Here is a 21,116-nt window from a genome sequence, read left to right as displayed (position 1 = left end):
GCACCAGCAGCGGTCAGCCCGCGGACTGGATTTGCTGCACCAGCGTCATCGCCGAGGCGCGGGAGAGCTTCCAGCTGCCCTGGTTGACGAACGTGATGTTCTGCGTGGTCGGCGCCAGGGTCGGACCCGAAGCGGTGATGTCGGCCGACGCCGCACCCGGGCCGGCCGGCGCGATGTTGGCCACCTGGAAGGTCAGCGGCAACGAACCGTGCGCAGCGGCCTGCTGCAGCTTGCGGTCAGCGATGCGTCCCTCGACCCCGCCGACACCGCCCTCCACCAGATAGCCCTTGCTCGCGAACGGAACACTCGGGTTCTGCAAGCCGTTGAGGACGTTGATCAACTGGTCGGGAGTCGGCACATCCGCCGCCGGATCGAGCGGCATCGGCGCCCCGAATACCACGGGCTGTACTTGCGGCGCGGCCGGGGTAACGGATGAAATGGATGTCACACCGGCGGCCGCCGCACCGATCGCGGCGACGGCTGCAGCAGCTGTGGCTAGGGATTTCACGGTCACGAAGGTCCTCTCGATTGGGCCAGGTCGGTGTCATGTTAACGCCGCTGCCAGCGCGCCCTATTTCGAGTTCACGCATGAATCCGAAATCGCCGGTAGCGTTGGAGTATCCGCCGTGCCACGTTCCGGTGCGGGAAAGGAGCGCAACATGGGTGAGTCAGAGCGTGAAGCGTTCGGAACCCCTCGCGAACAAGACTTGTCCAGCGACGATGCCGCCGAGCTGGAGGAGCTGCGGCGCGAGGCCTCGATACTGCGCGAGCAGCTGGAAAGCGCTGTCGGGCCGCAGAGCGCTGCGCGCAACACCCGCGATGTGCACCAGCTCGAGGCACGCATCGACTCGCTTGCGGCGCGTAATTCCAAGCTGATGGAAACCCTCAAGGAGGCTCGTCAGCAGCTGTTGGCGCTGCGCGAGGAGGTCGACCGGCTGGGCCAGCCCCCGAGCGGCTACGGCGTGCTGCTGGCCACGCACGACGACGACACCGTCGACGTGTTCACCTCCGGGCGCAAGATGCGGTTGACGTGCTCACCCAACATCGATGTCAAGCTGCTCAAGAAAGGGCAGACGGTTCGGCTCAACGAGGCTTTAACTGTCGTCGAGGCCGGAACCTACGAATCGGTCGGCGAGATCTCGACGTTGCGGGAGATCCTGGCCGACGGCCACCGGGCGTTGGTCGTCGGGCACGCCGACGAGGAACGCATCGTCTGGCTCGCCGAGCCGTTGGTGGCCGCCGACCTGCCCGAGGGCATCCCCGACGCCCTCAACGACGACACTCGGCCGCGCAAACTGCGGCCCGGCGACTCGCTGCTGGTCGACACCAAGGCCGGGTATGCGTTCGAACGCATCCCCAAGGCCGAGGTCGAGGATCTGGTGCTCGAGGAAGTGCCAGACGTCACCTACGAGGACATCGGTGGCCTGACCCGCCAGATCGAGCAGATCCGCGACGCCGTGGAGCTGCCGTTCCTGCACAAGGAGCTCTACCGGGAGTACGCCCTTCGCCCGCCAAAGGGCGTCCTGCTCTACGGCCCGCCTGGCTGCGGTAAAACGTTGATTGCCAAGGCCGTTGCCAATTCGCTGGCTAAGAAGATGGCCGAGGTCCGCGGCGACGACGCCCGCGAGGCGAAGTCGTATTTCCTCAACATCAAGGGCCCCGAGCTGCTGAACAAGTTCGTCGGCGAGACCGAGCGGCACATCCGGCTGATCTTCCAGCGCGCGCGGGAGAAGGCGTCCGAGGGCACACCGGTGATCGTGTTCTTCGACGAGATGGACTCGATCTTCCGCACCCGCGGCACCGGCGTCTCCTCCGACGTCGAGACCACGGTCGTTCCCCAGCTGCTGTCTGAGATCGACGGCGTTGAGGGTCTGGAGAACGTCATCGTGATCGGTGCGTCCAACCGCGAGGACATGATCGACCCGGCGATCCTGCGGCCCGGCCGCCTGGACGTCAAGATCAAGATCGAGCGGCCGGATGCCGAAGCGGCACAGGACATCTTCTCCAAGTACCTCACCGAGGAACTGCCGGTGCACGCCGACGATCTCGCCGAGTTCGGTGGCGACCGCTCGGCTTGCATCAAGGCGATGATCGAGAAGGTTGTCGACCGGATGTACGCCGAGATCGACGACAACCGGTTCCTTGAGGTCACCTACGCCAACGGCGACAAGGAAGTCATGTACTTCAAGGACTTCAACTCCGGCGCGATGATCCAGAACGTCGTCGACCGGGCGAAGAAGAACGCCATCAAGTCGGTGCTGGAAACCGGTCAGCCGGGTCTGCGCATCCAGCATCTGCTGGACTCGATCGTCGACGAGTTCGCCGAGAACGAGGACCTGCCCAACACCACCAATCCCGATGACTGGGCACGGATTTCGGGCAAGAAGGGCGAGCGGATCGTCTACATCCGCACGCTGGTCACCGGAAAGAGCTCGAGCGCGAGCCGGGCCATCGACACCGAATCCAACCTCGGCCAGTACCTCTGACCCGTCCCCGGCGAGTGTGCGTGTCGCCGGTCGACACGCCGGAAGAACTACCGGTTTTGCGCACGCTCACGGCCAAGACAACGCCCGCATCGTCATCCCTCTAGTCTTTAGGTCATGCAACGGATTATCGGGACCGAGGTCGAGTACGGCATTTCGTCGCCGTCAGACCCGACCGCGAACCCGATCCTCACCTCGACGCAGGCGGTGCTGGCCTATGCCGCCGCCGCGGGCATCCAGCGCGCCAAACGCACCCGCTGGGACTACGAGGTGGAGTCGCCGCTGCGCGACGCCCGTGGTTTCGACCTGAGCCGCTCGGCCGGTCCGCCGCCCGTGGTCGACGCCGACGAGGTGGGCGCCGCCAACATGATCCTGACCAACGGCGCACGGCTCTACGTCGACCACGCGCACCCGGAGTATTCCGCGCCGGAATGCACCGACCCACTCGACGCGGTGATCTGGGACAAGGCCGGCGAGCGGGTGATGGAGGCCGCCGCCCGCCACGTTGCCAGCGTGCCCGGGGCGGCCAAGCTGCAGCTGTACAAAAACAACGTCGACGGCAAGGGCGCCTCCTACGGGTCGCACGAGAACTACCTGATGAGCCGCCAGACGCCGTTCTCGGCCATCATCGCCGGCCTGACCCCGTTTCTGGTGTCCCGGCAGGTGGTCACCGGCTCCGGGCGGGTCGGCATCGGGCCGTCCGGTGACGAGCCGGGCTTTCAGCTCTCGCAGCGCGCCGACTACATCGAGGTCGAGGTCGGGCTGGAAACCACGCTCAAACGCGGCATCATCAACACCCGCGACGAGCCGCACGCCGACGCCGACCGCTACCGGCGGCTGCACGTCATCATCGGCGACGCCAACCTCGCCGAAACCTCGACGTATCTGAAGCTGGGCACCACCGCGCTGGTGCTCGACCTGATCGAAGAAGGAATCGACCTGACCGATCTGGCGCTGGCGCGCCCGGTGCACGCCGTGCACGCCATCAGCCGGGACCCGTCGCTGCGCACCCCCGTCGCGCTGGCCGACGGCCGCGAACTGACCGCCCTTGCGCTGCAACGGATTTACCTGGACCGGGTGGCCAAACTGGTCGACTCCCGCGACCCGGACCCGCGCGCCGCCGACATCGTGCAGACCTGGGCGAACGTGCTCGACCTACTCGAACGCGACCCGATGGACTGCGCTGAGCTGCTGGACTGGCCCGCCAAGCTGCGCATCCTCGAGGGCTTCCGGCACCGGGAAAACCTGAGCTGGTCGGCGCCGCGGCTGCATCTGGTCGACCTGCAGTATTCCGACGTCCGGCTGGACAAGGGTCTCTACAACCGGCTGGTGGCGCGCGGTTCGATGAAGCGGTTGGTCACCGAGCAACAGGTGCTCAATGCGGTGGACAACCCGCCGACGGACACCCGGGCGTACTTCCGCGGGGAGTGCCTGCGCCGGTTCGGCGCCGACATCGCGGCGGCCAGTTGGGACTCGGTGATCTTCGACCTCGGCGGCGACTCGCTGGTCCGCATCCCGACGCTGGAGCCGCTGCGCGGCAGCAAGGCGCACGTCGGCGCGCTGCTGGACTCGGTGGACAGCGCCGCGGAACTGGTGGAACAACTGACGACCTGAGCGTCGTTAGGTCGGAAAAGACTCGGTGTCGACCGGTAGGGTAGAAAGACCGGCGCGCGTGTAATGCGCCGCCGATGACATAGCAGGAGGCAGCGATGGCTCAGGAGCAGACCAAGCGCGGCGGTGGCGGCGGCGACGATGACGACCTGACCGCCAGCACAGCCGCGGGCCAGGAGCGTCGCGAGAAGCTCACCGAGGAAACCGACGACCTGCTCGACGAGATCGACGACGTTCTGGAAGAGAACGCCGAGGACTTCGTGCGCGCGTACGTCCAAAAGGGCGGCCAGTGACCTGGCCGTTTCGCGATCGCCTGGCCACCAACTCAGCACTTCCCGGAATTCCCGCCAACCCTGTAGACCTGTCCTCGTTCGCTGACTTTCTGCGTCGCCAGGCGCCCGAGTTGCTGCCGGTGGGTGCCGGTAGCGCCGAACCCGCCGCCGGCAACCAGCTGCCGCACGGCACCACGATCGTCGCGCTGAAATACCCGGGTGGGGTCGTCATCGCCGGAGACCGCCGCTCGACGCAGGGCAACATGATCGCCGGGCGCGACGTGCAGAAGGTTTACATCACCGACGACTACACCGCCACCGGCATCGCCGGCACCGCCGCGATCGCCGTCGAGTTCGCCCGGCTCTACGCGGTCGAACTCGAGCATTACGAGAAGCTGGAAGGCGTGCCGCTGACGTTCGCCGGCAAGGTCAATCGGCTGGCGATCATGGTGCGCGGCAACCTGGGTGCGGCGATGCAGGGTCTGGTGGCGCTGCCGTTGCTGGTGGGCTACGACCTCGGCGACCCCGACCCGGAGAAAGCGGGCCGCATCGTGTCGTTCGACGCGGCCGGCGGCTGGAACCTCGAAGAGGAGGGCTACAAGTCCGTCGGCTCGGGGTCGATCTTCGCCAACTCGTCGATGAAGAAGCTGTATTCGCAGGTGACCGATGGCGATTCGGCGCTGCGGGTGGCCGTCGAAGCGCTCTATGACGCGGCCGACGACGACTCGGCCACCGGCGGCCCGGATCTGGTCCGCGGCATCTTCCCGACCGCGGTCACCATCGGCGCCGACGGCGCGGTCGAGGTCCCCGAGCAGCGCATTGCCGAGCTGGCCCGGGAGGTCATCGAAAGTCGTTCGCGCGCAGACACTTTCGGCCCCGATGCAAAGCGGACTGACTCATGAGCTTTCCGTACTTCATCTCGCCCGAGCAGGCGATGCGGGAGCGCAGCGAGCTCGCGCGCAAAGGCATCGCCCGGGGCCGCAGCGTGGTGGCGCTGGCCTACGCCGGTGGTGTGCTGTTCGTCGCCGAGAACCCGTCGCGGTCGCTGCAGAAGATCAGCGAGCTCTACGACCGGGTCGGTTTCGCCGCCGCGGGCAAGTTCAACGAATTCGACAACTTGCGGCGCGGCGGAATCCAATTCGCCGACACCCGCGGTTACGCCTACGACCGCCGCGACGTCACCGGCCGCCAACTGGCCAACGTCTACGCGCAGACCCTGGGCACCATTTTCACCGAGCAGGCCAAGCCCTACGAGGTCGAGCTGTGCGTGGCCGAGGTCGCTCACTACGGCGAGTCCAAACCCCCTGAGCTGTACCGGATCACGTACGACGGTTCGATCAACGACGAGCCGCATTTCGTGGTGATGGGCGGAACGACGGAGCCGATCGCCAACGCGCTGAAGGACTCCTACGCAGAGAACGCCGACCTGGCCGACGCGGTCCGGATCGCGGTGAGTGCGCTGCGGGCGGGCAGCAGCAACGGCGGCGACCAGCCCAGCCTCGGGGTCTCCATGCTGGAGGTGGCCATTCTGGACGCCAACCGGCCCCGGCGCGCATTCCGGCGGATCACCGGGTCGGCGCTGGAGGCGCTGCTGCCCAAGCCGGATTCGTCGTCGGGGAAGTCGGGGTCGGGTAAATCGAAATCGGACGGCAAATAGAGCCGACAGCTGCTCACAAAGCGCGCCTCCCGTACCGTCGCGCCCGGATACCAGTACGCTCGAATCGTGCAGCGGCGAATTATGGGCATCGAGACCGAGTTCGGTGTCACCTGCACGTTTCACGGCCATCGCCGCCTGAGCCCCGACGAGGTCGCCCGTTACCTGTTCCGCCGGGTGGTGTCCTGGGGCCGCAGTTCGAACGTTTTCCTGCGCAACGGCGCGCGGCTGTACCTGGACGTGGGCAGCCACCCCGAGTACGCGACCGCCGAATGCGACAGCCTGGTGCAGCTGGTCACCCATGACCGCGCCGGGGAGCGGGTGCTGGAGGACCTGCTGGTCGACGCCGAGCAGCGGCTGGCCGACGAGGGCATCGGCGGCGACATCTACCTGTTCAAGAACAACACCGACTCGGCCGGCAACTCCTACGGCTGCCACGAGAATTACCTGATCGTGCGGGCCGGCGAGTTCTCCCGGATCTCCGACGTGCTGCTCCCGTTCCTGGTCACCCGTCAGCTGATCTGCGGGGCCGGCAAGGTGCTGCAGACCCCCAAGGCCGCCACGTTCTGTCTCTCCCAGCGCGCCGAGCACATCTGGGAGGGCGTCTCCAGCGCGACGACCCGGTCACGGCCCATCATCAATACGCGCGACGAGCCGCACGCCGACGCCGAGAAGTACCGCCGCCTGCACGTCATCGTCGGCGACTCCAACATGTGCGAGACCACCACCATGCTCAAGGTCGGCACCGCCGCGCTGGTGCTGGAGATGATCGAAGCCGGGGTGGCGTTCCGTGACTTCTCGCTGGACAACCCGATCCGCGCGATCCGCGAGGTCAGCCACGACATCACCGGCCGCCGCCCGGTGCGGCTTGCCGGCGGGCGGCAGGCCAGCGCGCTGGACATCCAGCGGGAGTACTACGCGCGCGCTGTCGAGCACCTGCAGACCCGGGAGCCCAACGCGCAGATCGAGCAGGTCGTCGACCTGTGGGGACGTCAGCTCGACGCCGTGGAAAGCCAGGACTTCGCCAAGGTCGACACCGAAATCGACTGGGTGATCAAACGCAAGCTGTTCCAGCGCTACCAGGACCGCTACGACATGGAGCTGTCCGACCCCAAGATCGCCCAGCTCGACCTCGCCTACCACGACATCAAGCGCGGCCGCGGCGTGTTCGATCTGCTGCAGCGCAAGGGCCTGGCGGCCCGGATCACCACCGACGAGGAAATCGAGGAAGCGGTCGACCGCCCGCCGCAGACCACCCGGGCCCGGCTGCGCGGCGAATTCATCAGCGCTGCACAGGCCGCCGGCCGCGACTTCACCGTCGACTGGGTGCACCTCAAACTCAACGACCAGGCGCAGCGGACCGTGCTGTGCAAGGACCCGTTCCGGTCGGTCGACGAGCGGGTCAAGCGGCTGATCGCCAGCATGTAGCTTGGGCCCGTGGCGACCTCCAAAGTCGAACGGCTGATGAACCTTGTCATCGCGTTGTTGTCGGCCCGCGGCTACCTGACCGCCGAGAAGATCAGGTCCAGCGTCGCCGGCTACGGTGACAGCCCCAGCGACGAAGCGTTCTCGCGGATGTTCGAGCGCGACAAGAACGAGTTGCGCGATCTCGGCATCCCGCTGGAAACCGGCAAGGTGTCGGCCTTCGACCCCGTCGAGGGCTACCGCATCAACCGCGACGCGTACGCGCTGCCGCCCGTCGAGCTGACCCCCGAAGAGGCCGCCGCGGTGGCGGTCGCCACCCAGCTGTGGGAGTCGCCCGAACTGGTCACCGCCACGCAGGGCGCGCTGCTCAAGCTGCGCGCCGCCGGGGTGGACGTCGACCCCGACGCTCCCGTGACCATCGCATCGCCGGCCAGACTGGGCGGGGTCCGCGGCTCGGAGGACAGTCTGGGAGCCCTGCTGTCGGCGATCGACGCCGGCCGGGTCGTGCAGTTCCCGCACCGGCCGTCGCGCGCCGACCCCTACACCGTCCGCACCGTCGAACCATGGGGTGTGGTCACCGAAAAGGGGCGCTGGTATCTGGTCGGGCATGACCGCGACCGCGACGCCACCCGGGTGTTTCGGCTGTCGCGGATCGGCGACCCGGTCACACCAATCGGCCCGCCCGGTGCGGTCAGCCGGCCCGAGGGGGTGAACCTGCGCGCGATCGTGACGGAGACGGTGTCCGACGCGCCGACCGGCCTGCGGGCCCGGGTGTGGGTGGCCGACGGACGGTGCACTGCGCTGCGGCGTGCCGGAAAAGCCGTGGGCCCAAGACAATTGGCGGGCCGGGACGGCGAGGTGATCGAACTCGAGCTCGGATCCACTGACCGGCTGGCTCAGGAGATCACCGGGTGCGGCGCCGACGCCGTCGTGCTGGACCCGCAGTCGCTGCGCGACGACGTGCTCGCGCGGCTGCGGGCCCAGGCTGAGGTGTCGGTATGACCCCCGTTTCGACGCGGCTGGTGCGGCTGCTCAACATGGTGCCGTACTTCCAGGCCAACCCGCGGATCACGCGCGCGGAGGCCGCCGCCGACCTGGGTGTGTCGCTCGAGCAGCTCGACGAAGACCTCAAACAGCTGTGGGTGTGCGGCCTTCCCGGGTACTACCCGGGTGATTTGATCGACTTCGACTTCTCCGGCGACACCATCGAGGTGACCTTCTCGGCGGGGGTGGACAAGCCGCTGCGGTTGTCGTCGCCAGAGGCCACCGTGTTGCTGGTGGCGCTGAGGGCACTGGCCGACATCCCTGGTGTGGTCGACCCGGAGGCGGCCCGCAGCGCGATCGCCAAGATCGAAACCGCTGCCGGCGTTGCCGCGCGGGGTTCCGGGGCCGTCGACGAGCCGGCGCCGGCGGAGAGCGAGGCCGCCGCCGCCGTGCGCACCGCGGTGCGCACCAAGCGCGCGCTGACGATCGACTACTACGCCGCCTCGCACGACACGCTGTCCACCCGGGTCGTCGACCCCATCCGGGTGGTGCTGGTCGGCGACCACAGCTACCTGGAGGCGTGGTCGCGGGAGGCCGAGGGGGTGCGGCTGTTCCGGTTCGACCGCATCGTCGACGCGCAGGTGCTCGACGAGCCCTCGGCGCCGCCGCAACCGGCGCTGGCGGCGCCGCCGGACACCTCGCTGTTCGACGCCGACCCGTCGCTGCCGTCGGCCACGCTGCGGCTGGCGCCGTCGGCGTCGTGGATGTTCGACTACTACCCGATGCGGCTCCTGCGCGAGCTGCCCGACGGGTACTGCGAGGCGGCGATGACGTACGCCTCCGACGACTGGATGACCCGCCTGGTGCTGGGGCTGGGCCCGGCCGTGCGGGTGCTGGCACCCGAGGCGCTCGCCCAGCGGGTGCGCGATGCCGCGGCCGCGGCGCTGGAGGCCTACCAGGCCGCGGCGCGGTAGCATCGGGTGAACGTCTGGAGGTAACCAAAGTGGGCAGTCTTAGTCCGTGGCACTGGCTGATCCTGGCCGTCGTGGTCGTGGTGCTGTTCGGTGCCAAGCGGCTCCCCGACGCGGCGCGTTCGCTAGGCAAGTCGTTGCGAATCTTCAAGTCCGAGGTCCGTGAACTGCAGAACGAGAACAAGTCGGAATCTCCTGCCGGCCCCACATCGGTGCAGTCGGAGCGCGTCGAGCCGCCTGCGGCCGACGGACGGTCGAGCTAGCCTGCCGTCGACCCTTGCGTGCGGACACTCCGCACGCGTCGTCTGACTGACCGTGCGCACCACCAGACTCCTGCGGAAGCTCGACCCGCGCCTGCGGCGCAGCCGTACCAACCCAGACGGCACGATGTCGCTCGTCGACCATCTCACCGAGCTGCGCACCCGGCTGCTCATCTCGCTGGGCACGATCGTGCTCACCACGGCGCTGGGATTCGTGTGGTACTCGCACTCGCTGTTCGGGCTGGAAAGCCTCGGCGAGTGGCTGCGCCACCCCTACTGCGCACTGCCGGCCTCGGCCCGCGCGGACATCAGCGCCGACGGGCGGTGCCGGCTGTTGGCCACCGCGCCGTTCGACCAGTTCATGCTGCGGCTCAAGGTCGGGCTGACCGCCGGCATCGTGATGGCCTGCCCGATGTGGCTCTACCAGCTGTGGGCGTTCATCACCCCGGGCCTCTATCGCAAGGAGCGCCGCTTCGCGGTGGCGTTCGTGATCCCGGCCGCGATGCTGTTCGTCGCCGGCGCGGTGCTGGCCTACCTGGTGTTGTCCAAGGCGTTGCACTTCCTGTTGACCGTCGGCAGCGACGTGCAGGTGACCGCGCTGTCCGGGGACCGCTATTTCGGTTTCCTGATCAACCTGCTGCTGGTGTTCGGGGTGAGCTTCGAATTCCCGCTGCTGATCGTGATGCTCAACCTGGTCGGAGTGCTGAGCTATGCGCGCCTGCGGTCGTGGCGCCGCGGCCTGATCTTCGCGATGTTCTGCTTTGCGGCGATCTTCACGCCCGGATCCGACCCGTTCTCGATGCTCGCGCTCGGCACGGCGCTGACCTTGCTGTTGGAGTTGGCGATCCAGATCGCCCGGCTGCACGACAAACGCAAGGCCAAGCGCGAAGCGCTGACCGCGATCCCCGACGACGAAGCCGCGCCCCTTGACATCACCTGACCCCCTCTACCGCGAGCGTGCGTGTCGCCGGTCGACACGCCGAAAGAATTACCGGTTTTGCGCACGCTCGCGCGAGACGGGGACATCGTGACCGAGCTGGCCCGGTTCACCGCCGAGCTGCCATTCGCCCTCGACCCCTTCCAGCAGCAGGCGTGCGCGGCGCTGGAACGCGGCCACGGAGTGCTGGTGTGCGCGCCGACCGGGGCCGGCAAGACCGTGGTCGGCGAGTTCGCGGTGCACCTGGCGCTGGCCGCCGGCGGCAAATGCTTCTACACGACGCCGCTCAAGGCGCTGTCCAACCAGAAGCACACCGACTTCGTCGCCCGCTACGGCAAGGACCGCATCGGATTGCTCACCGGCGACCTGTCGGTCAACGCCAACGCGCCGGTGGTGGTCATGACCACCGAGGTGCTGCGCAACATGCTCTACGCCGATTCGCCTCTGCTGCAAGGGCTTTCGCATGTGGTGATGGACGAGGTGCATTTCCTCGCTGATCGGATGCGCGGCGCGGTCTGGGAAGAAGTCATCCTGCATCTGCCCGACGAGGTGCGTCTGGTCAGCCTGTCGGCAACGGTGAGCAACGCCGAGGAGTTCGGCGGCTGGATCCAAACCGTGCGCGGGGACACGGCGGTGGTGGTCGACGAACACCGCCCGGTGCCGCTGTGGCAACACATGCTGGTCGGCAAACGCCTTTTCGACCTGTTCGACTACGACGCCGACGGTGCCAAACCCCATGTTGATCCAAACCTGTTGCGGCACATCGCAAATCGCCGCGAGGCGGATCGGCTGGCCGACTGGCGGCCGCGCCGGGGACCCGGGCGCCCCACCATGTACCGCCCGCCGTCGCGGCCCGACGTGATCAGGGTGCTCGACGCCGACGGCCTGCTGCCGGCGATCACGTTCGTGTTCTCCCGCGCCGGGTGCGACGCCGCCGTAGCCCAATGCCTGCGGTCGTCGTTGCGGCTGACCACCGACGAGGACCGGGCCCGGATCGCGGAGGTGATCGACCACCGGTGCGGTGATCTGGCCGACGCCGACCTGGACGTCCTCGGCTATTACGAGTGGCGCGAGGGGCTGCTGCGCGGGCTGGCCGCCCACCACGCCGGCATGCTGCCGATATTCCGGCACACCGTCGAGGAGCTGTTCACCGCCGGGCTGATCAAGGCCGTCTTCGCCACGGAGACACTGGCATTGGGCATCAACATGCCGGCCCGGACCGTGGTGCTGGAACGGTTGGTCAAGTTCAACGGCGAGCAGCACCTCCCGCTGACACCGGGGGAGTACACCCAGCTGACCGGGCGGGCCGGCCGGCGCGGCATCGACGTCGAAGGCCACGCGGTGGTGATCTGGCATCCCGACATCGAACCCGCCGAGGTGGCCGGCCTGGCGTCCACCCGAACCTTCCCGCTGCGCAGCTCGTTCAACCCGTCGTACAACATGACGATCAACCTGGTGCACCGGATGGGCCCCCAGCAGGCGCACCGGCTGCTGGAACAATCGTTCGCCCAATTCCAGGCCGACCGGTCGGTGGTCGGCCTGGTCCGCGGCATCGAGCGCGGCGAACGAATGCTCGAGCAGATCGCCGCCGAAGTCGGCGGCAAGGACGCGCCGATCCTCGACTATGCCCGGTTGCGCGAACAGATCTCGCAAGCCGAACGCGCGCAGGCCCGCGCGTCGCGCCTGCAGCGGCGGCAGGCCGCCAACGAGGCGCTGGCCGCATTGCGCCGCGGCGACATCATCACGATCCCGCACGGCCGCCGCAATGGGCTGGCGGTGGTGCTCGAATCCGACCGGGACAGCTCCGACCCGCGGCCGTTGGTGCTCACCGAACACCGGTGGGCCGGCCGGATCTCGTCGGCGGACTACTCGGGGGCCGCGACGCCGGTCGGGTCGATGACGTTGCCCAAACGGGTAGAGCACCGCCAGCCGCGGGTCCGCCGGGATCTGGCGTCGGCGCTGCGGTCGGCGGCGGCCGGGTTGGCGATTCCGTCGGGACGTAAGCGCAGCGTCCGCGGCGACGAACCCGATGTCGATCCCGAAGTGGCGGCGCTGCGCCAGCAGCTGCGTCGTCATCCGGCGCACCACGCACCCGACCGGGAAGCCCAGATGCGTGTCGCCGAGCGGTATCTGCGCATCGAACGCGACAACGCTCAGCTGCAGAAGAAGGTGGCCGCCGCCACCAACTCGCTGGCCCGCACCTTCGACCGGATTGTCGGATTGCTCACCGAGCGCGGGTTTATCCAGCGCGCCGGCGACGGCGATCCGCGGGTCACCGACGACGGCCGCCTGCTGGCCCGCATCTACAGCGAAAGCGACCTGCTGGTCGCCGAATGCCTGCGCACCGGCGCGTGGACCGGTCTGCGTCCCGCCGAACTGGCGGCGGTGCTTTCGTCGGTGCTCTACGAGTCACGCGGCGACGGCGGTCCCGGGCCCGCGCGGCGCGCGGATGCGGTGCCCGCGCCGCTGCGGCAGGCGCTGCATCGGACGCGGCGGCTCTCGGCGGCATTGCGCGCCGACGAGCAGAGGCATCGGATCGCCCTGAGTCGTGAGCCCGACGACGGGTTCGTCGCCGCGATCTACCGGTGGGCCAGCAGCGGGGATCTGGCCGCGGCGTTGACGGCAGCGGACGCCGACGGCAGCGGCTCGCCGCTGTCGGCAGGGGATTTCGTGCGGTGGTGCCGTCAGGTGCTCGACCTGCTCGACCAAGTCCGCAACGCCGCCCCGCAACCGGACCTCAGCGTCACCGCCAAACACGCGATCGACGCCATTCGGCGTGGCGTCGTCGCAGTTGACGCCGGGTAGGCTGAGGCCGCAGCTACGGTTGCATAGCCAGCACCGCAACTGAGAGGACCGGAAACACGATGAGCGGACCGCAGGGATCTGACCCGAACCAGCCGTGGCAGCCACCGCAGGGCGAGGATCAGCAGTCCGACCAGCCGACGCAGCAGGGCTCGCCCTGGCAGCAGCCATCCGGCGAGCAGCCGACGTGGCAGGCGCCCGCGTACACGCCCACCGAGTACCAGCAGTACCAGCAGCCCGGGCAGTATTATCCGCCGTCTCAGCCCTATGCGCAGCCGCCGGCTTACCCGCAGCCCGAGCAGTACGGCGCCCAAACCGGCCAATACCCGCCGCAGCCGGGCCAGTACGGGCAGCCGGGCCAGTACGGCCAATACCCGCCGGGCCAGTATGGCCAGCCCGGCCAATACCCACCGCAGCCGGGCCAGTACGGCCCGCCGCCAACCGGCTCGAAGCGTTCGCGCGCGGTAATCGGGACGGTCATCGGCGTGTTCGCCGCGATCGTCGTCGCGGTCGTTCTGGTGCTGGGCTTTTGGGCGCCGGGATTCTTCGTCACGACCAAGCTGGACATCAACAAGGCGCAGGCCGGCGTGCAGCAGATCCTCACCGACGAGACCAACGGTTACGGCGCCAAGAACGTCAAGGACGTCAAGTGCAACGACGGTCAAAACCCGGTGGTGAAGAAGGGCGGCACGTTCGACTGCAGCGTCACCATCGATGGCAGCAAGCGGCAGGTGACGGTGACTTTCCAGGACAACAAAGGCACCTACGAGGTGGGCCGCCCCAAGTAGTTGATTGTTGTCAGCCGGGCAGCGAGTCGAGCGCTTTCTGCAGCCGCGCGATCGACGACCCGACGCCGTAACGTGTGGCGAGGTCGGCCACGCGCGGCGGATCGGCGGCAGTCAGCGGTAGCGCATCAGTGGGCGTCGACAATCTGACCGGCGCGTCGGTGGCCACCCGCACCACCGAGCCGGCGGCCTCGACGTAGTCCGCGGCGTCGCGCAGTTTGCGCCGAATACCTTTGGACAGCGATGATTTCGGGTCGTCGACGGCCTTGAGGATCGCGCTCAGCGAGCCATGTTGGGCCAGCAGCGTCGCGGCCGTCTTCTCGCCGATGCCCGGCACCCCCGGAAGCCCGTCGGACGGATCCCCGCGCAGCAGCGCCAGTTCGGCGTAGCCGGCGCCGGCCCGGTGCACCGGGATGCCGTAGCGGTCGGCGACCTCGACCGGGCCCAGCAGCGTCGCGTTGGTCAGCCCGCGGCCGAGGTAGAGCACCCGGACCGGGACCGGGTCGTCGCCGACCACCTGCAAAAGGTCGCGGTCGCCGCTGACGACGACAACCGGGTCGCGGCGTTCGGCGGCTGCCAGCGTGCCGATCACGTCGTCGGCTTCGAAGCCCTCAGCGCCAGCCGTGCAGATGCCGAACGCGTCGAGGATCTCCTCGATGATCTCCACCTGCGGCGACAACTCGTCGGGGACTTCCTCGACGTCGACATGCCCGTCGGGGTTCTCCAGCTCGACGCGGTGCGCCTTGTACGACGGGATGGCGTCCACCCGGAATTGCGGGCGCCAGTCAAGATCCAGGCACACCGCCATCCGGTCGGGCCGCTGCCGGGTGATCACCAGCGCCACCGAGTCCAGAAAGCCGCGGACCGCGTTCACCGGCCGGCCGTCGGGCGACGTGATCGACGATGGCACACCATAGAAGGAGCGGAACCACATGCTGGCGCCGTCGAGCAGCAGCAGGGGTGCAGGCATCCGTTCATTGTCGTCGATGACTCTGCGTCCACCACTCGACCCACTCGAACTTCTGCGTGGTGTGCGCAGCGTCCACGCAACCCGGTGCCCGCTAGCCTGGCAGGCGTGACCGGCCATCGATTCCCTGCAGACGTCTATGCCCGTCGGCTCGCGGCCGCAGCGGCCATCGCCGCCGACGCCGGGCTGGCGGGCCTGGTGATCACACCGGGCTACGACCTGCGGTATCTGATCGGTTCGCGGGCGCAGACCTTTGAGCGGCTCACGGCGCTGGTGGTTCCCGCGTCCGGCGCCCCGACCGTGGTGGTGCCACGCCTGGAGCTTGCCGCCCTCAAAGAATCCGCGGCAGCGGATTTGGGCCTGGCGGTGGCTGATTGGGTCGACGGCGAGGACCCCTATCGGCTTGTCGCCGCGGCGTTGGGCGGCGCGCCGGCGGCGGTCGCGGTCACCGATGCGATGCCGGCGCTGCATCTGCTGCCGCTGGCCGACGTGCTGGGCGTGGTGCCGGTATTGGCCACCGTCGTGCTGCGGGAATTGCGAATGGTCAAGGACGGCGCTGAGATCGACGCGCTGCGCAAGGCGGGCGCGGCGATCGACCGGGTGCACGCCAGGGTCCCGGATTTCCTGGTGCCCGGCCGAACCGAGGCCGACGTCGCCGCCGACATCGCCGAAGTGATTGTCGCCGAAGGACATTCGGAGGTGGCGTTCATCATCGTCGGCTCCGGACCGCATGGCGCCGACCCGCATCATGAGTGCTCGGACCGCGAATTGCGGGCCGGCGACATCGTCGTGGTTGACATCGGCGGCAGCTACGAGCCGGGGTATCACTCCGACTCGACCCGTACCTACAGTCTCGGCGAGCCCAGCGCCGAAGTGGCGCAACGATATTCGGTGCTGCAGCGCGCGCAGCGCGCGGCCGTCGATGCGGTGCGTCCGGGGGTGACCGCCCAACAGGTGGACGCCGCCGCGCGCGATGTGTTGACGGCGGCGGGGCTCGGCGAGTACTTCGTCCACCGCACTGGCCACGGCATCGGCTTGTCGGTGCACGAAGAGCCCTACATCGTGGCCGGCAACGATTTGCCGTTGACGGCCGGTATGGCCTTTTCGGTTGAGCCCGGGATCTATTTCCCTGGGCAGTGGGGTGCCCGAATCGAGGACATCGTCGTCGTCACCGAAAATGGCGCGGAGCCGGTCAACAACCGGCCGCATGAGCTGATCGTGGTTCCGATCGCCTGATCGCTCGCCGTCGGCGGCGACCCGCTGCGCCCGGCTTCGCCGCGCTTGCGATCGCCGCTGTGGTTGTCGGCGGCGACCCGCTGCGCCCGGCTTCGCCGCGCTTGCGATCGCCGCTACGCTCATGCGATGACCAACCACGACCGCGTCGCCGCCCGCCGGGAGATTGCCGACGCCCTGCTCAACGCCCTCGAACGTCGACACGAGGTGCTCGACGCCATCGTGGAGGCCGAGGATCGAGCCGCCGCGGTCGAAGCGATCGTCGCGCTGCTGGGTACCTCGCACCGCGGAGCCGAGGCGGTGATCGGGATGTCTCTCGACCAGCTCACCGAGGATTCCCGCAAGAAGATCGCCGCCGAGCTCGAGGATTTGAACAGCCAGCTGAGCTTCACCCTGAAGGAGCGGCCGGCCAGCTCGGGCGAAACTCTGGTGCTTCGACCGTTCGCCGGCGAAGCCGATCGCGACATCTTCGCCGCGCGGACGGAGGAGGTCGGTACCCACGGCGATGGCTCCGCCGGGGCGGCTGGCAACCTCGACGACGAGATCCGCTCAGCGATGGCGCGGATCGACGCGGAGGAGGCGGCTTGGTTCGTCGCGGTCGACGGTGACGAGAAGGTCGGCATGGTGTTCGGCGAGCTCGTCGGCCACGAAGTCCACGTGCGGATCTGGATTCGGCCCGATCGCCGGCACCGCGGCTACGGCACCGCCGCGCTGGCGAAGTCGCGGCCGGAGATGGCCGCGTATTTCCCGGCGGTGCCACTGGTCATTCGCGCGCCGGGCGCCAGGGACGCCCGCACCGGCTGAGCCTTTTGCGCGCGAGCGTGCGTGTCCGCGGGCGACACGCCCGGAAAATCGCCGGGTTTACGCACGCTCGCGGCCAAGCGGAAGCTCAGCCCTTGCCGCGGTCGAGCAGGTCCGAGGAACCCAGCACCCGCTCGACCTGCACTTCGATGACCACCCGTCGCGGGTTGACCCGCGGCGTGCGATACCGCTGCGCGTAGCGCAGCTCGGCGTCGCGGACAGCGTCGACGTCGCTGTTCACCTTGGCGCGGCCCTCCAGCGACAGCCACCGGGCGCCGTCGACCTGGCTCAGCACCGCAACTCCGCCGCGCTCCGCGTTGACCGCCTTCTGCGAGCCACCGGTGGTGATCACCCGCGCGATGTGGGTCTTGGGGTCGAAGGTGAATCCCACCGCCACCACATGCGGCGAGTTGTCGGCACGCAGCGTGGTCAGCATGGCCAGATGGCGTTCGGTGAGAAACGCCAGCGCGTCCTGGGTGAGCCGGGTGGTGGTATTCGCCATCGTTGCTCACGCTATCGCAGGCGATAATCGCAGCCGTGAATGACACGGGTGCCCGGCCAGTGGTGATTTTCGGTGGCCGCAGCGAGATCGGCGTCGAGCTGGCGCTGCGGTTGGCGCCCGGCGCGACGGTGGTGCTGGCCGCGCGTAAGGCCGAACAGCTCGCCGAGCAGGTATCGATGGTGCGCGCCGCAGGGGCGGTGGCCGTGCACACCTGCGAGTTCGACGCCGACGACCTGGAATCCCACGGTGCACTGGTCGCCTCGATCGGCGCCGAGCACGGCCCAATCGGCACCGCGGTGCTGGCGTTCGGGATCCTCGGTGATCAAGCCCGCGCCGAGACGGACGCCGCGCACGCGGTGGCGATCGTGCACACCGACTACGTCGCCCAGGTCAGCTTGCTGACCCACCTGGCCGCGGCCATGCGGGCAGCCGGAGGCGGATCCCTGGTGGTCTTCTCGTCGATCGCCGGGGCGCGGGTGCGCCGCGCCAACTACGTATACGGCTCGGCCAAGGCGGGTCTGGACGGCTTCGCGAGCGGATTGGCCGACGCCCTGCACGGCACCGGAGTGCAGGTCCTGATTGTGCGGCCGGGTTTCGTCATCGGCCGGATGACACAGGGTATGACGCCCGCCCCGCTGCCGACCACCCCGGCACGGGTGGCCGACGCAACCGCACGCGCGCTGGCCAGGGGCCGGCGCTCGGTGTGGGTGCCGCGGGCGTTGGGGTCGGCGGCTATGGTGATGCGGATGCTGCCGCAGTTCGTTTGGCGCCGGATGCCGCGATGATGCGCGCCGGCGACGATGCAGAGCGCAGCGATGAGGAGGAGCGGCGCCCATGATCGTCGTGGTCGGCATCGGCGCCGACGGGATGGCCGGGCTATCGGAGGCGTCATCGTCTGAATTACGCAGGGCCGCTGTGATTTACGGGTCTAGGCGGCAACTTGACCTGCTCGACGACTCGGTGGCGGCGGAGCGCCGCGAATGGCCGTCGCCGTTGCTGCCCGCACTGCGGGGCTTGCTCGACGAACCGACTGACGTGCACGTGCTGGCCAGCGGCGACCCGCTGTTGCACGGCATCGGCGGCACACTGATCCGGCTGTTCGGGGCCGAGACCGTCACCGTTTTGCCACATGTGTCGGCGGTGACGCTGGCGTGTGCGCGGATGGGCTGGAGTGTGCAGGACACCGAGGTGATCAGCCTGGTGAACGCCGCGCCGCACACGGCGGTGCGCCGCGGCGGACGGGCCGTTGTGCTGTCACGCGACGCGGGCACGCCGGCAGCGCTGGCCGACCTGCTTACCGAATATGGCCGCGGCGACTCGGAATTCAGTGTGCTCGAACAGCTGGGCGGGCCGGCGGAGCGCTGCCGACACAGCACGGCCCGCGGTTGGGCGTCTGCCCCACCGGGCGACGTCGACGGCGTCAACGTGATCGCGGTCCGCTACCTGCCCGACGAACAAGTGTCCGCTGCACTGCCCGAGGATGCATTCAGCCACGACGGGCAGATCACCAAGCAGGGCATCCGCGCGGTGACGTTGTCGGCGCTGGCCCCTGGGCCCGGTCAGCGGCTGTGGGACGTCGGATCCGGTTCAGGGAGTATCGCGGTGGAATGGGCGCGCAGCGGGAAAGGTTGCAGCGCAGTTGCTTTCGAGCGCAACGAGGAGCGTCGCGACCGCATCATGCGCAATGCCGCCGCCTTCGGCGCCGATATCGACGTGCGCGGTGCTGCGCCGGAGGCGTTCGCCGGCGCCGCAACGCCTTCGGCGGTGTTCATCGGAGGCGGCCTGACCCAGCGCGGCGTGCTCGAGGCATGCCTGGAAAACCTGCCAGCGGGCGGACGCCTGGTCGCCAATGCCGTCACCGCGGAATCGGAAGCTGTTCTCCTGCAGGCTCATTCGATTCTCGGCGGGGAGCTCCAACGCTTCCAGCACTATCGGGGCGAGCCGTTGGGCGGCTTCACCGGTTGGCGTCCGGCGCTGCCGGTCACCCAGTGGGCGATGGTCAAGCCATGACGGTGTATTTCATCGGGGCCGGTCCGGGTGCCGCGGACTTGATCACCGTACGCGGGCAGCGGCTGCTGAGCCGCTGTCCTGTCTGCCTGTACGCCGGCTCGATCATGCCCGACGACTTGTTGGCACTCTGCCCGCCGGACGCGCGGGTGGTCGACACCGGCCCGCTGACGCTGGACCAGATCGTCGACGAGATCACTTCTGCCGACGCCGCCGGCCAGGATGTGGCGCGGCTGCACTCCGGTGACCCATCGCTCTACAGCGCGGTGGCCGAGCAGTGCCGCCGGCTCGACGCGCTGGGGATCGACTACGAAATCGTACCCGGCGTCCCGGCTTTCGCCGCCGCGGCGGCGGTGCTGGGCCGCGAGCTGACCGTGCCCGGGGTGGCGCAGACGGTGACGCTGACCCGGGTGGCCACGTTGTCGACGGCCATGCCGCCCGGTGAGGACCTGGTAACCCTGGCGCGTTCGGGCGGGACGTTGGTGCTGCATTTGGCCGCCGCGCAGATCGACGCGATCGTCCCGCAGCTGCTGGCCGGTGGCTACCTTGCCGAAACACCCACGGCTGTCGTGGCTTTCGCCAGCTGGCCGCAGCAGACCGTGCTGCGCGGAACGCTGGCCGATATCGCCGAGCAGATGCACGACGCCGGAATCACCAAGACCGCTGTGATCATCGTCGGCGACGTGTTGGCCGCCGAGGAATTCACGGACAGCTACCTGTATTCGACCAGCCGTGTCCGGGGGAGCCGGCACTGATGCGGGTGTTGCTGCTCGGCGGCACCGGCGAGGCCCGCGCGTTGGCGGCGCGACTGCGCCCGGACGTCGAGGTGATCAGCTCGCTGGCTGGGCGGGTGCCCGACCCGGCGCTGCCCGTCGGCCGCGTGCGGATCGGCGGCTTCGGCGGCGTCGACGGGTTGCGAAACTGGTTGCGTGACGAGAGAATCGACGCTGTCATCGACGCCACCCACCCGTTCGCGGCGACCATCACCGCGAACGCCGCTTCGGCGTGCGAAGAGTTGCGGCTGCCGCATCTGGTACTCGCCCGTCCAGCGTGGGATCCGGGTGACGCGATCGTGGTGTCATCCGATGTAGAGGCTGCTCAAGCGGTTGCGCATCAAGGGTTTTCGCGGGTTTTCCTCACCACCGGCCGATCCGGAGTCAAGGTATTCGCTGACAGCGATGCCTGGTTTTTGATTCGCGCAGTCACCGCGCCGAATCGCGATGTTTTGCCGCGCCATCACCAATTGGTGTTGTCCCGCGGGCCGTATAGCTACGAGGGGGAGTACGCGCTGCTGCGTGAGCACCGCATCGACGCGCTGGTCACCAAGAACAGCGGGGGACAGATGACTCGGGCGAAGCTGGATGCGGCTGGTGCGCTGGATATTTCGGTGGTGATGGTGGATCGCCCGCCGTTACCGGCGGG

Annotated in this window: 21 protein-coding genes; 18 read left to right on the top strand and 3 right to left on the bottom strand. The window is 68.6% G+C overall.

Annotation, left to right across the window (positions count from 1 at the left end):
* Positions 1–13 precede the first annotated feature (13 nt).
* The gene (locus AWB95_RS11655; RefSeq protein WP_062540657.1) at positions 14–514 is read right to left on the bottom strand and encodes an MTB12 family secreted protein; all 501 of its coding nucleotides are present in this window, start codon (positions 512–514) and stop codon (positions 14–16) included.
* Positions 515–659: 145 nt separating this feature from the next.
* On the opposite strand from AWB95_RS11655, the gene arc reads away from it, so the two are divergent.
* From arc to AWB95_RS11595, 12 genes are all read left to right on the top strand, one after another.
* On the top strand, positions 660–2,486 hold the full coding sequence (gene arc / locus AWB95_RS11650; RefSeq protein WP_062540656.1) for a proteasome ATPase: 1,827 nt from the start codon (positions 660–662) through the stop codon (positions 2,484–2,486).
* A 114-nt stretch (positions 2,487–2,600) separates the two neighbouring features.
* Positions 2,601–4,097 (top strand): pup deamidase/depupylase, encoded by a 1,497-nt coding sequence (gene dop / locus AWB95_RS11645; protein ID WP_062540655.1) that lies wholly within the window; start codon positions 2,601–2,603, stop codon positions 4,095–4,097.
* 95 nt (positions 4,098–4,192) lie between these two features.
* The gene (locus tag AWB95_RS11640) at positions 4,193–4,387 is read left to right on the top strand and encodes a ubiquitin-like protein Pup (RefSeq protein ID WP_062540654.1); all 195 of its coding nucleotides are present in this window, start codon (positions 4,193–4,195) and stop codon (positions 4,385–4,387) included.
* Complete coding sequence (prcB, locus tag AWB95_RS11635) at positions 4,384–5,268, top strand: proteasome subunit beta (RefSeq protein ID WP_062540653.1); 885 nt, start codon at positions 4,384–4,386, stop codon at positions 5,266–5,268. Before AWB95_RS11640 ends, prcB begins: the two co-directional genes overlap by 4 nt.
* The gene (gene prcA / locus AWB95_RS11630; protein WP_062540652.1) at positions 5,265–6,023 is read left to right on the top strand and encodes a proteasome subunit alpha; all 759 of its coding nucleotides are present in this window, start codon (positions 5,265–5,267) and stop codon (positions 6,021–6,023) included. The genes prcB and prcA overlap by 4 nt, the downstream gene beginning before the upstream one ends.
* Before the next feature lie 66 nt (positions 6,024–6,089).
* On the top strand, positions 6,090–7,448 hold the full coding sequence (gene pafA, locus AWB95_RS11625; RefSeq protein ID WP_099539461.1) for a Pup--protein ligase: 1,359 nt from the start codon (positions 6,090–6,092) through the stop codon (positions 7,446–7,448).
* Positions 7,449–7,457: 9 nt separating this feature from the next.
* The gene (locus AWB95_RS11620; protein WP_062540650.1) at positions 7,458–8,447 is read left to right on the top strand and encodes a helix-turn-helix transcriptional regulator; all 990 of its coding nucleotides are present in this window, start codon (positions 7,458–7,460) and stop codon (positions 8,445–8,447) included.
* Positions 8,444–9,403, top strand: a complete 960-nt coding sequence (locus tag AWB95_RS11615) for a helix-turn-helix transcriptional regulator (RefSeq protein WP_085168248.1) — start codon at positions 8,444–8,446, stop codon at positions 9,401–9,403. The genes AWB95_RS11620 and AWB95_RS11615 overlap by 4 nt, the downstream gene beginning before the upstream one ends.
* A gap of 29 nt (positions 9,404–9,432) precedes the next feature.
* Positions 9,433–9,663 carry a Sec-independent protein translocase subunit TatA gene (gene tatA, locus AWB95_RS11610; protein ID WP_062541813.1) on the top strand — a complete coding sequence of 77 codons (231 nt, stop codon included), beginning with the start codon at positions 9,433–9,435 and terminating at the stop codon, positions 9,661–9,663.
* Between the two features lie 52 nt (positions 9,664–9,715).
* Complete coding sequence (tatC, locus tag AWB95_RS11605) at positions 9,716–10,600, top strand: twin-arginine translocase subunit TatC (RefSeq protein WP_062541812.1); 885 nt, start codon at positions 9,716–9,718, stop codon at positions 10,598–10,600.
* Positions 10,601–10,687: 87 nt separating this feature from the next.
* Positions 10,688–13,402 carry a DEAD/DEAH box helicase gene (locus AWB95_RS11600; RefSeq protein ID WP_085168293.1) on the top strand — a complete coding sequence of 905 codons (2,715 nt, stop codon included), beginning with the start codon at positions 10,688–10,690 and terminating at the stop codon, positions 13,400–13,402.
* 59 nt (positions 13,403–13,461) lie between these two features.
* Positions 13,462–14,187: a DUF4333 domain-containing protein gene (locus AWB95_RS11595; RefSeq protein WP_062540357.1), complete on the top strand. Its 726-nt coding sequence runs from the start codon at positions 13,462–13,464 to the stop codon at positions 14,185–14,187.
* A gap of 10 nt (positions 14,188–14,197) precedes the next feature.
* Here the strand turns inward: AWB95_RS11595 and AWB95_RS11590 are convergent, their stop codons facing one another.
* Positions 14,198–15,154, bottom strand: coding sequence for a 5'-3' exonuclease (locus tag AWB95_RS11590; protein WP_062540358.1), 957 nt, complete (start codon positions 15,152–15,154; stop codon positions 14,198–14,200).
* A 105-nt stretch (positions 15,155–15,259) separates the two neighbouring features.
* Here AWB95_RS11590 and AWB95_RS11585 point away from each other — a divergent pair, with 105 nt between their 5' ends.
* On the top strand, positions 15,260–16,387 hold the full coding sequence (locus AWB95_RS11585) for a M24 family metallopeptidase (RefSeq protein WP_085168247.1): 1,128 nt from the start codon (positions 15,260–15,262) through the stop codon (positions 16,385–16,387).
* Between the two features lie 126 nt (positions 16,388–16,513).
* The gene (locus AWB95_RS11580) at positions 16,514–17,188 is read left to right on the top strand and encodes a GNAT family N-acetyltransferase (protein ID WP_062539096.1); all 675 of its coding nucleotides are present in this window, start codon (positions 16,514–16,516) and stop codon (positions 17,186–17,188) included.
* An 85-nt stretch (positions 17,189–17,273) separates the two neighbouring features.
* On the opposite strand, the gene AWB95_RS11575 is transcribed toward AWB95_RS11580, so the two are convergent.
* Positions 17,274–17,687: a F420-dependent biliverdin reductase gene (locus AWB95_RS11575; protein ID WP_045379458.1), complete on the bottom strand. Its 414-nt coding sequence runs from the start codon at positions 17,685–17,687 to the stop codon at positions 17,274–17,276.
* A gap of 35 nt (positions 17,688–17,722) precedes the next feature.
* On the opposite strand from AWB95_RS11575, the gene dprE2 reads away from it, so the two are divergent.
* From dprE2 to AWB95_RS11555, 4 genes are all read left to right on the top strand, one after another.
* A complete protein-coding gene (dprE2, locus tag AWB95_RS11570) occupies positions 17,723–18,472 on the top strand; it encodes a decaprenylphospho-beta-D-erythro-pentofuranosid-2-ulose 2-reductase (protein WP_085168292.1) in 750 nt (249 codons plus the stop codon).
* 49 nt (positions 18,473–18,521) lie between these two features.
* Positions 18,522–19,697 (top strand): bifunctional cobalt-precorrin-7 (C(5))-methyltransferase/cobalt-precorrin-6B (C(15))-methyltransferase, encoded by a 1,176-nt coding sequence (locus tag AWB95_RS11565; RefSeq protein WP_062539095.1) that lies wholly within the window; start codon positions 18,522–18,524, stop codon positions 19,695–19,697.
* The gene (gene cobM / locus AWB95_RS11560) at positions 19,694–20,449 is read left to right on the top strand and encodes a precorrin-4 C(11)-methyltransferase (RefSeq protein ID WP_062539094.1); all 756 of its coding nucleotides are present in this window, start codon (positions 19,694–19,696) and stop codon (positions 20,447–20,449) included. The genes AWB95_RS11565 and cobM overlap by 4 nt, the downstream gene beginning before the upstream one ends.
* A partial coding sequence (locus AWB95_RS11555) for a cobalt-precorrin-6A reductase (protein ID WP_428838832.1) occupies positions 20,446–21,116 on the top strand: 671 nt, incomplete at its 3' end. The genes cobM and AWB95_RS11555, both read left to right, overlap by 4 nt.

This window comes from Mycobacterium celatum, assembly GCF_002101595.1.
Lineage (GTDB): Bacteria > Actinomycetota > Actinomycetes > Mycobacteriales > Mycobacteriaceae > Mycobacterium > Mycobacterium celatum.
The sequence above is the reverse complement of the archived record's forward strand: the minus strand, read 5'-3'. Positions and strand labels throughout refer to the sequence as shown.

Coding starts and splice junctions, on each gene's coding strand:
- arc (WP_062540656.1), top strand. CDS start 660: ATGGGTGAGTCAGAGCGTGAAGCGTTCGGAACCCCTCGCGAACAAGAC.
- dop (WP_062540655.1), top strand. CDS start 2,601: ATGCAACGGATTATCGGGACCGAGGTCGAGTACGGCATTTCGTCGCCG.
- AWB95_RS11640 (WP_062540654.1), top strand. CDS start 4,193: ATGGCTCAGGAGCAGACCAAGCGCGGCGGTGGCGGCGGCGACGATGAC.
- prcA (WP_062540652.1), top strand. CDS start 5,265: ATGAGCTTTCCGTACTTCATCTCGCCCGAGCAGGCGATGCGGGAGCGC.
- AWB95_RS11615 (WP_085168248.1), top strand. CDS start 8,444: ATGACCCCCGTTTCGACGCGGCTGGTGCGGCTGCTCAACATGGTGCCG.
- AWB95_RS11595 (WP_062540357.1), top strand. CDS start 13,462: ATGAGCGGACCGCAGGGATCTGACCCGAACCAGCCGTGGCAGCCACCG.
- AWB95_RS11590 (WP_062540358.1), bottom strand. CDS start 15,154: ATGCCTGCACCCCTGCTGCTGCTCGACGGCGCCAGCATGTGGTTCCGC.
- AWB95_RS11580 (WP_062539096.1), top strand. CDS start 16,514: ATGACCAACCACGACCGCGTCGCCGCCCGCCGGGAGATTGCCGACGCC.
- AWB95_RS11575 (WP_045379458.1), bottom strand. CDS start 17,687: ATGGCGAATACCACCACCCGGCTCACCCAGGACGCGCTGGCGTTTCTC.
- AWB95_RS11565 (WP_062539095.1), top strand. CDS start 18,522: ATGATCGTCGTGGTCGGCATCGGCGCCGACGGGATGGCCGGGCTATCG.
- cobM (WP_062539094.1), top strand. CDS start 19,694: ATGACGGTGTATTTCATCGGGGCCGGTCCGGGTGCCGCGGACTTGATC.